Annotated in this window: 13 protein-coding genes and 3 pseudogenes; all 16 read left to right on the top strand. The window is 42.6% G+C overall.

Translation table 11 applies throughout. From position 1 onward, the window contains the following. Positions 1 to 1,314: RHS repeat domain-containing protein (locus DW947_RS15510; RefSeq protein ID WP_220392993.1), on the top strand; the 1,314-nt coding region annotated here is incomplete at its 5' end. A gap of 10 nt (positions 1,315 to 1,324) precedes the next feature. Beyond that, on the top strand, positions 1,325 to 1,810 hold the full coding sequence (locus tag DW947_RS15515) for a hypothetical protein (RefSeq protein WP_117976562.1): 486 nt from the start codon (positions 1,325 to 1,327) through the stop codon (positions 1,808 to 1,810). A gap of 95 nt (positions 1,811 to 1,905) precedes the next feature. Next, positions 1,906 to 3,123 (top strand): annotated as a pseudogene (locus tag DW947_RS21865) (RHS repeat-associated core domain-containing protein); the annotation flags it as partial. Between the two features lie 560 nt (positions 3,124 to 3,683). Next, on the top strand, positions 3,684 to 4,253 hold the full coding sequence (locus tag DW947_RS15525; protein ID WP_243635091.1) for a hypothetical protein: 570 nt from the start codon (positions 3,684 to 3,686) through the stop codon (positions 4,251 to 4,253). A 79-nt stretch (positions 4,254 to 4,332) separates the two neighbouring features. Then, positions 4,333 to 4,872: pseudogene (locus DW947_RS15530) on the top strand (RHS repeat-associated core domain-containing protein); the annotation flags it as partial. Between the two features lie 708 nt (positions 4,873 to 5,580). Further along, positions 5,581 to 6,703: pseudogene (locus tag DW947_RS15540) on the top strand (RHS repeat-associated core domain-containing protein); the annotation flags it as partial. Between the two features lie 603 nt (positions 6,704 to 7,306). Further along, the gene (locus DW947_RS15545) at positions 7,307 to 7,822 is read left to right on the top strand and encodes a hypothetical protein (RefSeq protein ID WP_117962902.1); all 516 of its coding nucleotides are present in this window, start codon (positions 7,307 to 7,309) and stop codon (positions 7,820 to 7,822) included. A gap of 218 nt (positions 7,823 to 8,040) precedes the next feature. Further along, on the top strand, positions 8,041 to 8,184 hold the full coding sequence (locus DW947_RS21735; RefSeq protein WP_182012132.1) for a hypothetical protein: 144 nt from the start codon (positions 8,041 to 8,043) through the stop codon (positions 8,182 to 8,184). A gap of 87 nt (positions 8,185 to 8,271) precedes the next feature. After that, positions 8,272 to 8,661, top strand: a complete 390-nt coding sequence (locus tag DW947_RS21740; protein WP_182012134.1) for a hypothetical protein — start codon at positions 8,272 to 8,274, stop codon at positions 8,659 to 8,661. Positions 8,662 to 9,262: 601 nt separating this feature from the next. After that, a complete protein-coding gene (locus DW947_RS15560; protein WP_117601092.1) occupies positions 9,263 to 9,850 on the top strand; it encodes a TIGR00730 family Rossman fold protein in 588 nt (195 codons plus the stop codon). Further along, the gene (locus DW947_RS15565) at positions 9,847 to 10,578 is read left to right on the top strand and encodes a DUF4271 domain-containing protein (protein ID WP_117866735.1); all 732 of its coding nucleotides are present in this window, start codon (positions 9,847 to 9,849) and stop codon (positions 10,576 to 10,578) included. Before DW947_RS15560 ends, DW947_RS15565 begins: the two co-directional genes overlap by 4 nt. A gap of 4 nt (positions 10,579 to 10,582) precedes the next feature. Beyond that, positions 10,583 to 11,335 (top strand): uroporphyrinogen-III synthase, encoded by a 753-nt coding sequence (locus tag DW947_RS15570; RefSeq protein WP_005834069.1) that lies wholly within the window; start codon positions 10,583 to 10,585, stop codon positions 11,333 to 11,335. A gap of 191 nt (positions 11,336 to 11,526) precedes the next feature. Further along, positions 11,527 to 11,943 (top strand): ribonuclease P protein component, encoded by a 417-nt coding sequence (gene rnpA / locus DW947_RS15575; protein WP_022400586.1) that lies wholly within the window; start codon positions 11,527 to 11,529, stop codon positions 11,941 to 11,943. After that, a complete protein-coding gene (yidD, locus tag DW947_RS15580; RefSeq protein WP_005831056.1) occupies positions 11,940 to 12,161 on the top strand; it encodes a membrane protein insertion efficiency factor YidD in 222 nt (73 codons plus the stop codon). The genes rnpA and yidD overlap by 4 nt, the downstream gene beginning before the upstream one ends. Then, entirely contained in the window at positions 12,158 to 12,823 is a 666-nt protein-coding gene (locus DW947_RS15585; protein ID WP_009037550.1) for a TatD family hydrolase, read from the top strand. The genes yidD and DW947_RS15585 overlap by 4 nt, the downstream gene beginning before the upstream one ends. A 107-nt stretch (positions 12,824 to 12,930) precedes the next feature. Then, entirely contained in the window at positions 12,931 to 14,223 is a 1,293-nt protein-coding gene (gene tyrS, locus DW947_RS15590) for a tyrosine--tRNA ligase (protein WP_005834072.1), read from the top strand. Positions 14,224 to 14,329 lie beyond the last annotated feature (106 nt).

The following is a 14,329-nucleotide window of genomic DNA, read 5'->3' on the forward strand; positions in this document are numbered from 1 at the left end:
TCGGAGAACGTTACGGGTTATGACAAGAACGGTAACATCAAGAGTTTGCAACGCTATGGCCAGACTGGTGCCAGTGCCTACGGCCTGATAGACAACCTGACTTACACATTGACCGGTAATCAGTTGAGCCGTGTGGACGATGCCGTGAGTACCGCTGCATACGGTACAAACACTGCCTTTGTAAACGGTGCAAGTGCCGCAGGGGAGTATGCCTACGATGCCAATGGTAATTTAACGAAAGATTTGAATAAGGGAATTACCGATATTCAATATAATGTATTAAATTTGCCCAGTACGGTATCGTTCAGTGATGGTAGCACAATCACCTATACTTATGGTGCTGACGGCACGAAACTGAGAACAGTCCATAAGATAGGTAGTACAACCACAACGACTGACTACTGCGGTAATGTGATCTATGAAAACGGTACTCAGAAGTTGTTACTCACCGAAGAGGGTTACATCAACCTGACCGGTACCCAGCAGTATCATTACTACTTGAAAGATCATCAGGGTAACAACCGTGTAGTGATCAACCAGTCTGGCACTGTGGAGGAAACTAACCATTACTACCCTTTCGGTGGTGTGTTTGGCACTACAGGCAATACCCAGCCTTACAAGTATAATGGTAAGGAGTTTGACACGAAGAAGGGTTTGAATTGGTATGATTATGGGGCGAGACATTATGATGCTGCGTTGGGACGGTTTACGACGAATGACAGGTTTGCAGAGAAGTATTATTCGATGTCACCGTATCAGTATGGGGCGAATAATCCGGTGAATAACATAGATGTGAATGGAGATACAATTGTTGTAAATCCGAACCCGAATGGTTTGATAGATAATGTGAAAATGTTCTTTGGATTTGATACCAAGTATCAAAAGGACGTGAAAGCAGATTTGCAGCAACTTAAGAAGGATGATAAGGAAATTGGTGAGATGATTATTGAACTGGAGAAAAGTAAGAATGTTCATTCAATAACAAGGACTAAACGAGGAGAGTCTAATTCTTCAGGATTTGATAGAGAAAAAGCTAAAAAAGACATTCCGCAAGGAAGCATTATAAATTATGACCCTGATGTTAAAACGGATATTAATGGAAATCATCGGACACCAAGAATTGGTTTAATCCATGAGTTACAGCATTCGTCGGATGTAGATAAAGGTATTATGTCTTATGAAAATATAGGAAATGGAATACCCATGAGAGAAATTCGTGCTATTAATACTGAGAATAAAATTAGAAAAAGAACAGGAGATGCAAAAAGAACGGAATATCGTGGAAGGAAAATACCCCAAAAACTGTTGGAATAAGATTATCCTTATGTTGGGTATTAATCTCTTATTTGTAATGTGTGTACATAAAACAAGTGAGAGGTATGAAGATATGTTTGTTGATTCTACTTGGCAAAGCCCTTTTGTTGCAATGAATATAGAATACAAAGATAGTGTATATTCGATAGTTCCAAGAGAAGGAGATATGTACCTATTTCTGAATGATGGGGTAGCTAATAAGAAATATCGATATGAACTTTTTCCAATTTTATTAGAACAGACATTGGGTATAGACAGCATTACATTTTGTTCACTAAAGGAAATGGACTGTATGGTAACTCCACAGCCATACATAGATTCAATTTATAAAGGAAAAGTAGAAAATCTTATTTCTTTGCTTTTTAATGAGAAAGGTGTACTTTCTGTTGGTTTGTCATATCCAGAAGAAAAATATTTGATTTATTTGTTATTTCATCATGGAGTTTATCTTAATACAGATTGCGAAACTGGAGTTTTGTATATCTTAAATAAATAAGTATTTTATATTCTTGAAATAATCTATTTAATTGCTATCCTAACATCAGATATTACTATATCTTGCATGTTAGGATAGTTTTTTATTTACTTCCCGCTTCCGGAAAGACTACAAGAGAGGAAGTATACACTTACAGCTACGACTATGCTGACAGGGTGAGCAAGGTGGAGCATACATTGGGAGGCAGTGGAAAAGCCACTTATGACAACTTCGGTCGTTTGCTGACCAAGCAGTATCACGGAACGAGCATCAACAAACTGACATATGCCTACAACCTGCGTAGCTGGCTGACGGGCATCAGCGGTACATGCTTCACACAGAACGTGTACTACAACACGGGTGTGGGTACAGCGAAGTACAATGGCAATATCAGCAGCATGACCTGGAAGTCCGGGAACGAAAGTACAGTCCGCGGTTACAAATTCACTTATGACGGATTAAGCCGCCTGATGAACGCCACCTACGGTGAAACAGCCGGCATCAATACGAACACCAACCGTTTCAGTGAGAATGTAACCGCCTATGACAAAAACGGCAACATCAAGACCCTGCAACGTTACGGTCAGACCGCTGCTTCCAGTTACGGTTTGATTGATAACCTGACTTACACTTTGAACGGCAATCAGCTGACCCGTGTGGACGATGCCGTGACGGCTTCCGCCTACAACGGTGGCTTCGAGTTTAAGGACGGTGTGAAGCAGGCGAACGAGTACGCGTATGATGCTAACGGCAATTTAACTAAAGATTTAAACAAGGGAATCACTGATATCCAATATAATTGTTTAAATTTGCCCAGTGTGGTGACTTTCAGTGACGGGAGTACCATTACCTATACCTATGCAGCTGACGGCACAAAGTTGAAGACTGTACATAAGATAGGAGGTACAACCACTACAACTGATTATTGCGGAAATGTGATCTATGAAAACGGAGTGCAGAAGTTGCTGCTTACAGAAGAGGGTTATGTTACTTTGAGTGACAGCAAGTATCATTACTACTTGAAAGACCATCAGGGGAATAACCGTGTAGTGATTAACCAAAGCGGCACAGTGGAGGAGACGAACCACTACTATCCCTTCGGTGGTGTATTTGCAAGCACGGGCAATGCTCAGCCTTACAAGTACAACGGTAAGGAATATGACTCAAAGAAGGGTTTGAACTGGTATGATTATGGGGCGAGACATTATGATGCGGCGTTGGGGAGGTTTACGACGGTGGATCCTTCTGTAGAAAACTATTATTCAACGAGCCCGTTTACTTACTGTTTAAATAATTCGTTGAATTATATTGATCCATTGGGAACTGATACTGTAGATGTAAAGGACATTGATTGGAATAAATTCGATCCGAAGAAAGACGTTGTGGCTTTGGATGAAGTGGCTGTTTCTGTACCTAATGCTTTGACAAAAGTAGGGACTAGAGCTTTAGAACCAATTTCTGGCTTTTGGGGATATGCGGGTTATTATCTTTTAGATATTGGCTCTACCTATTATAGTGAACAAACGCGGTTTACCTATAAGGTAGGAATAGATGGAGTAATAACGGGTGTTGCTCCAATGGCGGGAACCCCTCCTTTACCTGGTTTTGCAAAGACATCAAACTTGAATACAATTAGAGGATTATGGAATTTGACTAAACAAGGATCCTCTAAAGTAATGAAACATCCCATTAGAGGCCTATTTTATAAAAGTAAATCAGATGGGCTATGGTGGGTAAAAGACCAAACAAAGCATGGTGGTAGTTTTTATAAAGTTTATAAAGAGACAAGTAAAGGCTTAGAATGGTATAAAGATGCTGATAAGTATGGGAATTTCATAATTAATAAACATAAAAGTGATGTAGGGATTTTTATCCCATGGAAGGAGCTTTCGAAATGAGAAAACAGATATTAAAAATGCAAGAAGGTGAATCTTTCCCATTCTGTTGGGTAAAGTTTGATTCTGATTCTGGTATTGATGCTCAAGGGCATAAAATTGAAATATACATAAAAAAAGATTCAGTTAGCATTGACGACATGAAATCTCTATTTTGTGATTTGTTTGGTGCAGTTGTAGATGAATTATCTATCTTTAGTCCATCATGGTGGGACTTTTGCATAGATACTTGGAATATTCAAGAGAATACATTGTGCTACGATCCTCAATTTTTGTCTAAAGAGACGGCATCTTACTTGCATATATTGCAAGAATCGAATATTGCTAAGGGATATTCTGGCTGTTGTGTCTGTAATGATTGGGATGCTTACCTATCTGTTGCATTAGATTGCATTATGAAAGGAATTGCTCCTTATGGAAACTTTATATATAACTCGAGGGAACAATTTTTCTTCTATTTTCATCATACTGGTAGTATAGGACTTTATTATGAAAATGAAACTCCATCTATACTTGCATTAAGAAAGAATGATAAATATGAGGTGTTATCTTGCTCTGATGTGAGTTGATTATCTCAAGTAGAATGATTTTAATCGCTATCCTAACATCAGATTTCCTATATCTTGCATGTTAGGATAGCCTTTTTTAGATTTGAACAAGGGAATTAGCGGTATTCAATATAATGTATTAAATTTGCCAACGGGCGTCACTTTTGCTTCCGGCGGTTTCATACAGCATGGCTATACTGCCGACGGCATCAAGCGGCGCATGATGTATAAGGAGGCAGATGGTTCGGGCAATCCGGTTCCTACTGTGTATTGCTGCAATGTGGTCTATGAAAACGGTGTTGGCAGGCTTCTTCTTACGGAAGAGGGGTATGTTACGCTTTCGGACAAGAAGTACCACTATTACCTGCAGGACCATCAGGGAAACAACCGCGTAGTCCTCAGTTCCAGCGGTGCTGTTGAGGAAGCGAACCATTACTATCCCTTCGGTGGTGTGTTTGCAAGCTCAGGCAATGTGCAGCCTTACAAGTATAACGGCAAGGAGCTTGATGCGAAGAAGGGGTTGAACTGGTATGATTATGGTGCAAGGCATTATGATGCGGCATTGGGTAGGTTTACGACTAATGACAGATTTGCTGAGAAGTATCATTCGATGTCTCCGTATCAGTATGGGGCTAATAATCGTAGTTCAAAAATCATTAAATAAAGCTGGTATAGAAACAATGAACAAAATGAGAGTAATCAATAGGCAAACTGGGGACATTTTCAATGTAAAAGTAAATCCTTATTTGCCAAGTAAGGCATATCAGGCTATAGAAAAGAACAATCCATTAGGATACATAATAAGGAGAAATAAATGATACTAAAAGGGAATATGTTAAAATTAACAATACCGTTTTTGGGGGCTGTACAAAGTATTTGGCTTTTATCGTTTAAATCCATTGAGACCTTTATTGCCGCAATCATATTGTTATTAATATCATTTCTTGGAATAGTTATTAAGAGTAATACCTATAACATTATATTTTTAGGTATATGCTTTTTATATTCAGTAGCTTTAGGTCTTATAATGTTCCTTTTATTTCTATTCTTTGAATTGCCTATGATATATATATTGGTCCCTATTATGAATTTTATAGTTTTGGTATATATGTTAAGGAAGTATGGACGAAGGTAACGAAGTGATTTGCAGCAGATATTCTTCATCTGATGTGTTTTAATATTGCTGAGATGCCCCCTAAAAGTATTTTATCCAACTTTTAGGGGGCATTGTATCTAATCTTTGGACTTTTTAGTATTCCTGACACCTTGAGAGGTATTGTCTTGTCGGACATCTCATAATCAGCCTGTTCAACGTGAACTATTCTTGAAGTATCAGGTTGATGATTCGAGTAAGGTAACGCTTGCCGCCTACGCTTATGACAATCTGGGCCGTCTACAGAGCAAGTCGTTGCACGGTTCTGCCGTGAACAAGCAGTCGTACACTTACAATGTCTGCAGCTGACTGACGGGTATCAGTGGAAGCAAGCTTACGCGGAATTTGTTTTACAACAGCCAAATACAATAACAGCATCAGCAGCATGACTTGGAAGGCAGGGAATGAAAGCACCGTCCGCGGCTACAAGTTCACCTACGACGGGCTGGACAGGCTGCTGAACGCGACCTACGGCGAAACAGCCGGCATCAACGCGAACACCGACCGTTTCAGTGAGAATGTAACCGCCTATGACAAGAACGGCAACATCAAGACCCTGCAACGCTACGGTCAAACCGGAGCTTCTACCTATGGTCTGATTGATAACCTGACTTTCACCCTCGGTGGTAATCAGTTGACCCGTGTAGATGATGCTGTAGCCACATCTGCTTACAACAACGGTTTCGAGTTCAAGGACGGCGTGAAGCAGGCGAATGAATACAACTACGATTCCAACGGGAATTTAACTAAAGATTTAAACAAGGGAATTACCAATATATCGTATAATTGTTTAAATTTGCCTAGTGTAGTAACTTTTAGTGATGGTAGCACGATTACCTATACTTATGGTGCCGACGGTACAAAGCTCAGAACGGTTCATAAGATAGGCAGTACTACCACCACAACGGATTACTGCGGGAATGTGGTCTATGAGAACGGAGTCCAGAAACTATTGTTGACTGACGAGGGTTATGTTACTTTGAGTGACAACAAGTACCATTATTATTTGAAGGACCATCAAGGTAACAATCGTGTAGTGATTAACCAGAGCGGAAGCGTCGAGGAGACTAACCACTATTATCCTTTTGGAGGTGTCTTTGCGAGTACTACGAGTGTCCAGCCTTACAAGTATAATGGTAAGGAGTTTGACACGAAGAAGGGTTTGAATTGGTATGATTACGGTGCACGTCATTATGATGTGGCATTGGGACGGTTTACAACGGTTGACCCATTGTCAGAAAGATATTATTCAATAGGGATGTATGCATATTGTAATAATAATCCAGTACGCTATATCGATCCGACAGGAATGTCCACAAGCCCGATTTATGATGAAGAAGGTAAGTTGCTTGGTACTGATGATGAAGGTCTGCAAGGCGTAGCCATTATAATGAGCAAGTCAAACTTTAAGCAAGGCATGTCCCACGAAGAGGCATTAAGTCATGATTTAGGGTATAATGGGTTGGTAGATGATGAAGCACGAACTAATTACTTGAAAAGTTATACAAGCCTTAAAGACAGACCGGATTATGATGGGTATTTAACAAAGGCTGAAGCAGATGCTTGGTGGAAAGGGAAATCTGGAGATCCTTTATTCGTAGACCAAAGCAAAATAGAACTTCATGGAATAAATACATCGTCTTTTAAAGGGAAGAATCCGATTTACAAGAATTTTATCTGGAGATTGACTAATACCGGAAAGACTTATGGAACACTAAAAATGACTTTGATAGATGCCGAAAAAGGCAAAGTGTTTATTGGTTTAGAAAAGTATATGGATAAATATGATTTCAATATGGACGGTAGGTTTTTTCGAGATTTTGCTACATGGGTTGGAAGACCAGGAAAGGCTAATGATGGAAAAGATTTCTTGATATATGGTTATGGATATGCAATTGTACCAGTAATAAAATAAAAAGAAATGAAAAAAGTAATCAGTTATATACTATTAGGAGGAATTATTTCCATTATTTGTTATGGAGTTTATAGCGAGATAGCTTATACTCCTTTGAAAAAAAAAGATTTTGAATGCCTTTTTCCTAATTATATAAATGCTGATATAATATTTCATAAGGATTTTATTGGCTGGAGTCATGGTGATTATTTTGAATTATTTGTTTATCGAATAACAGGTGCAGAAATAGATTTGAATTATCCCATAGTTGATAATGAGTGGGAGTATGTTGTACTTCCCGATACTGTAAAAGCTATAACATGGAGAAATTGTCCGATGGACTCAATAACTCAATTGAGATATAAAAGTGAGTTTACATGGATTATAAGCAGTAAGATTAAGGTCGGGAAAACATTGCAACAAGAATTGGTAAATGAAAACAATCACTATTGTTACATTTATGTAAGTGAACTCCAGAAATACTTTTTATTGTATAATTCTTTAGAAGGCATATTATATTATATACGACAAAATGGATTTTAAAGTTCTTTCATCATTGTAAGTGTTTACTGAATATCAGGTATTTTAATTCCATTAAATCTTAATGAATCCCTGCTTATACCATTGTGTACAAGTAGGGATTTTCATAAACATACTGAACTCTTGGTGGAAGTCGTCACTTACTGTTACCTACTTTCTCCCAGCACTGTAACCAGCGTGCTCAAGGCATCCCTAAGTGGACGTATTACCGGTATGACGCTTTGGGCCGGCTTACTCAGCAGGGTGAGTGTACCGGAAAGAATCTGTCTTCCAATGCAGTGGTACATGTGCAGAACTACTACGATGGTTATACCTTTGTAGACGGGTTTACACAAGACATTTCTGGCTATGGCAGGGGGCGCTGACGGGTAGTGCGATAACGGTATGATAAGATTTACACAGCCCACTACTATGACATAAGAGGTCGTGAAACAAAGAGGGTACAGAGCTACTTGCTGGGTGGATATGATGTAACCTCTACAATCTACATTTTTACGGACAAACCTGCTACGGTAACACATACTCATACGGCAAGCGGAAAAACAACCCGCACGGAGGTGCATGTTTACAACTACGACCATGCGGACAGACTCTTGAAGGTGGAGCATACGCTAGGCGGCACCAAGATAACCCTTGCCGACTATGCGTATGACAACTTGGGAAGACTGCAATCAAAGTCCCTGCACGGAAGTAGTACAAACAAGCTGACGTATGTGTACAATGTCCGCAGCTGGCTGACGGGCATCAGTGGAACGAAGTTCACCCAGAATCTGTATTACAACACTGGCACCGGTGCTGTCAAGTACAACGGCAGCATCAGCAGCATGCTTTTAAATCGATAATTAGGTTTAATCCTAGTGGAGTATATATGCAAAGAATGAAAAAGAGATAAAATGAGAATAATAAGAAAAATTACGCCTATACATATTTTTATACTAACATTATCAATTATTTTGATACATAAAATAGTGCAAAGTGATTGGACTCCTATGCTCTTCTTGGTAATAGGTGCTGCTATATTGGATTTTGGACTAATGTTGTTAGTTGACTATTTTCTGATTCGGAATATGTCGATGAAATATCTTTGGGTTGTAGAATTTGTTATTGTTTTGTTTTTAGTTCTTGTGAAATTGTATAATAACTTATCATTGTATGATATGATTTTCTTAATTTACTAATATTTTTTAGTGGACACTAATGCCTTATTATATAAGGCTACACCCTTTCCCTGACATGGTGTAGCCATTTACCCCAAAGGGTGTAGCTATCCGGGGCAAAGGGTGTAGCCTTGTTTAATGTGCCTTACCAGTGCCTGCGGCACACATAATCCGTCATTGACTCATGAAAAATCTTCTGTCGTAAGTGGGAAGAAAGAAATTTGTTTCAAATCTCCCCGAAATCATGTACCTTTGTGGCGGTACCTAAAAAGGAGGTAGCAAGATGATGAACAAGATAAATTCCGTATGCGTATATTGTGCTTCGAGCACAAAGATAGATTCCGTTTATTTCGATGCAGCCCGTGAGTTGGGCACTCTGCTGGGGCAGCGGCAAATTCGCCTGATTAATGGTGCGGGAAATATGGGACTGATGTCCGCTGTGTCCGATGCGGCACTCCGGGCAGGGGGAGAGGTGACGGGCGTCATTCCCCGCTTCATGGTGGAGCAGGGATGGCATCACACCGGACTTACCCAACTCGTGGAAGTGGAAAGCATGCACGAACGGAAAAAGACAATGGCCGACTTGAGCGATGCCGTCATCGCCCTGCCCGGTGGTTGCGGCACCCTGGAAGAACTGCTGGAAATCATCACTTGGAAGCAACTCGGACTGTATCTGAACCCGATTGTGATACTGAATGTCAAGAACTATTTCGACCCTCTGCTCGATATGCTCCGGCAGGCGGTGGACGAAAACTTCATGCGCGTGCAGCACGGTGCCATCTGGCATGTGGCGCAGACACCGCAGGAAGCCGTGGAACTGATATATACCACTCCCTTGTGGGACGCCTCCATCCGTAAATTCGCTGCAATATGATAGGGCTGTTGATGGCTTGGGCAGTAGTGGGGACGGAGGGGATTCCTATTCCATATTCTCCGAGAATGGACGATGGCATCACCGTGGTCCTTTTGTGCTGTTTCTTTCTGTCGGCCTATGTCTTGTCACGCAGCCGCAAGTTCCTGCTGCAACTGGTGAAGGATTTCCTGCTTCATCGCGAACGTACCAGCATATTTGCCACTTCCACAGCCGCCGATATGCGCTATCTGCTGCTGCTCATCCTGCAGACCTGCATCCTAGCAGGCGTCTGTATCTTCAACTACTTCAATGATATACAGCCGGAACTGGTACACCATGTGCCGCCGGGACTTCTATTGGGGATTTACATCGGTATGTGTCTTCTCTATTTGTGCTTGAAGTGGATGCTTTACTCTTTTCTGGGTTGGATTTTTTTTGACGAAAGTGTTACAACGCTATGGCTTGAGTCCTATTCTACGCTACTTTATTACTTGGGATTCGCCCTTTTCCCGTTTGCCCTGTTCGTAGTCTATTTTGATTTGAGTTTGCAGCTGACGATAATAATCGGATTGATTTTAGCCTTTTTTGCTAAAATATTGATGTTATACAAGTGGTTAAAGCTTTTTTGTAACAATTTATATGGCGGTTTGCTTTTAATTGTGTACTTTTGTGCCCTTGAAATCATGCCTTGTTTTGTGTTATATCAAGGTGTGATGCAGCTAAACAGTTATTTGATAATAAAATTTTAGGACGTTGAAAATTAAGAAAGTACTTGTGTCGCAGCCGAAACCGGCATCAGAGAAATCTCCTTACTACGACATCGCCGAGAAGTATGGTGTGAAAATAGATTTTCGCCCATTTATCAAAGTGGAGAGCCTTTCAGCGAAAGAGTTCAGACAACAGAAAATTTCGGTCTTGGATCATACTGCCGTTATTTTTACTTCGCGTCATGCTATTGATCATTTCTTCCACTTGTGTACAGAATTGCGTGTGACAATTCCCGAAACAATGAAGTATTTCTGCGTGACGGAGGCCGTTGCTCTGTATATCCAAAAGTATGTGCAGTATCGTAAGCGTAAGATTTTCTTCGGAAACACCGGGAAGATTGACGATTTGATACCTTCCATTGTTAAGCATAAGACTGAAAAGTACTTGGTACCAATGTCGGATGTGCACAATGATGACGTGAAGAATCTGCTGGATAAGAATAAGATTCAGCACACGGAAGCTGTCATGTACCGTACTGTCAGCAATGACTTTGCTGCAGATGAGGCTTTTGATTATGACATGCTGGTGTTCTTCAGTCCGGCAGGCATCAGTGCCTTGAAGAAGAATTTCCCTGATTTTGACCAGAAGGAAATCAAGATCGGAACATTCGGCTCTACCACTGCCCAGGCAGTCCGTGATGCCGGACTTCGTCTTGACCTGGAAGCTCCCAGCGTGCAGGCACCCTCAATGACGGCGGCGCTTGACATGTTTATCAAGGAGAATAATAAAGGAAAGTAAAAAGAGTTATGAGTTATAAGTTATGAGTGATTTGCTTATAGCTTGTAGACATAACAATGGATTTATAAAATTGAGCTACAAGTGGTTGTGCTTTTATGTTGCCAGGTACTTGTAGCTCGTTTTTGTATCGTCCCATAACTTATCACTCATAACTCATCACCCATCACTCATAACTTATAACTCATCACCCCATGCCAAATACCTTGCGTAAGTCCGAACGGTTGGACAAGAAGAAAGTGATAGAGAAGATGTTTGCGGGCGGCTCACGCTCGTTTTCGGTTTTCCCTTTGCGTGTGGTGTATCTGCCGGTGGAGGAGCTGGAGGCACCCGTTTCCATTCTTGTAAGTGTTTCGAAACGCCGTTTCAAGCGGGCGGTGAAGCGCAACCGCGTGAAACGCCAGATACGTGAAGCCTACCGCATGAACAAACACGGACTGCTGGCCGTGCTGACGGAAAAAAAGTGCCGTCTGGCCGTGGCCTTCATCTATCTTTCGGACCAGTTGGTAGACTCTTCTGTCATCGAGGACCGTATGAAGACAGCTTTGGCACGCATTGCCGAGAAGGTAGCGGCAAATGCTGAAGCCGAGCAAACTCCGCAGGTGTCATGAAGCGTCTGCTTTCATATCTGCTGCTGCTTCCCATCTATTTCTATCAGAAGTGCATATCGCCCATGATAGGGCCTTCATGCCGTTTTACCCCCACTTGTTCGCAATATGCGGTGGAGGCCATCAAGAAACACGGACCTTTCAAGGGGTTTTGTCTGGCAGTCAGGCGCATTCTGCGCTGCCATCCCTGGGGAGGTTCCGGATATGATCCCGTTCCATGAATATTCCAGTTGACATACATACACACCGGCTTCCGCAAGTACCCGGAACTGCCATTGCAAATTGCTATCCCGAAACGTTCTCTCCACAGAGCGGCGGATGGTATTCGGTGGGGATACATCCCTGGCATATAGGTCGGAGTGGAGGTGAACACTCAGGAGTTGAAGGTGCTGTGGCTAGCAGGGTGTGCGGCCTGGAGGAGTTAGTGCGCCATCCCCAAGTACTTGCCGTGGGCGAAGCCGGGCTGGACAAGCTGGCAGATGCTCCGATGGATTTGCAGGTGGAAGTGTTCAGGTGCCAGGCATGTTTGGCAGAGGAAGTGGGAAAGCCGCTGGTGATTCATCTGGTGAAGGCGGTTGATGAACTGCTGAAGGTGAAGCGGGACTTGCGCCCGTCGAATCCGTGGATAATACATGGTTTCCGTGGCAAGGCGGCGCTGGCGGAGGAATATCTGAAACATGGCTTTTACCTTTCATTCGGGGAGAAATACCAGGAAGCAGCCTTGTGCCGGGTACCTGCCGACCGGCTGTTCATCGAAACGGATGAAAGCGAAGTTTCCATCGGGGAATTGTATGCACGCGCTGCCGAAGTGCGCGGCATCTCTCCCGAGGAGCTTGGAGAAACACTCCGGAGAAATGTCTGCAAAGTCTTTTTTAAACCCTAAGAGTTGTTTCTTCGAATAAAGAGTCGTATTTTTGCGCAGATTAAAATAGGAATCAAACAATTCATAGATAATCACTTAAATAATTAATCAGATAACTTAATCATTCGATGAATTTTGTAGAAGAATTAAGATGGCGTGGCATGCTCCACGATATGATGCCGGGTACGGAAGAACTTCTGGCTAAGGAACAAGTGACTGCATACATTGGTTTCGACCCTACTGCGGACTCTTTGCACATCGGGCACCTTTGCAGTGTGATGATTTTGCGTCACTTCCAGCGTTGCGGACACAAGCCGTTGGCACTGATTGGCGGTGCTACGGGTATGATTGGTGACCCTTCCGGAAAGTCTGCCGAACGCAATCTGCTTACGGAAGAGACGTTGCAGCGCAACCTGGCCGGTATGAAGGCCCAGCTCTCCAAGTTCCTGGATTTTGATTCGGATGCCCCCAACCGTGCCGAGTTGGTGAACAACTACGATTGGATGAAGAACTTCACTTTCCTCGATTTTGCCCGTGAAGTGGGTAAGCACATCACCGTGAACTATATGATGGCGAAAGATTCTGTAAAGAAGCGTCTGAACGGTGAGGCACGTGACGGTCTTTCCTTCACGGAATTCACCTACCAGCTGTTGCAGGGGTACGACTTCCTTCATCTGTATGAAACCAAAGGCTGCAAGCTCCAGATGGGTGGCAGCGACCAGTGGGGTAACATCACCACCGGTGCCGAACTGATTCGCCGTACGAACGGTGGGGAGGTATTTGCACTGACCAGCCCGCTGATTACGAAGGCCGACGGTGGTAAGTTCGGCAAGACAGAGTCCGGAAACATCTGGCTCGACCCGCGCTACACTTCTCCATATAAGTTCTACCAGTTCTGGCTGAACGTGAGCGACGAGGATGCCAAACGCTACATAAAGATATTCACTGCACTGTCCAAGGAGGAGATTGACGCTCTGACGGCCGAGCACGAGGCTGCTCCCCATTTGCGCGTCCTTCAGAAGTGTCTGGCCAAGGAAGTGACTATCATGGTTCATTCCGAAGAGGACTATAATGCTGCTGTGGATGCATCCAACATCTTGTTTGGCAATGCAACTTCTGATGCACTGAAGAAGTTGGACGAAGATACGCTGCTGGCTGTGTTCGAGGGTGTTCCCCAGTTCGAAATATCCCGTGATGCACTGGCTGCCGGTGTGAAGGCGGTGGATTTGTTCGTGGATAATGCTGCTGTATTCGCTTCCAAGGGCGAGATGCGTAAGCTGGTGCAAGGCGGTGGCGTTTCTCTGAATAAGGAGAAACTGGCTGCTTTCGACCAGGTGATTACGACAGCCGACCTGCTGGACGAAAAATACCTGCTGGTACAGCGCGGCAAGAAGAATTACTATCTGATTATCGCCAAATAGCGGTATCCTAAAGAGAAGTAATTAAGGAAATAATGCTTTGGCAGTAAAAATAGCCCCGAAATATTTGGATATTTCGGGGCTTCCTTTTATCTTTGCACCGCTTTTT

Source organism: Bacteroides sp. AM44-19, assembly GCF_003603395.1.
In the GTDB taxonomy this organism is placed as follows: Bacteria; Bacteroidota; Bacteroidia; order Bacteroidales; family Bacteroidaceae; genus Bacteroides; species Bacteroides uniformis.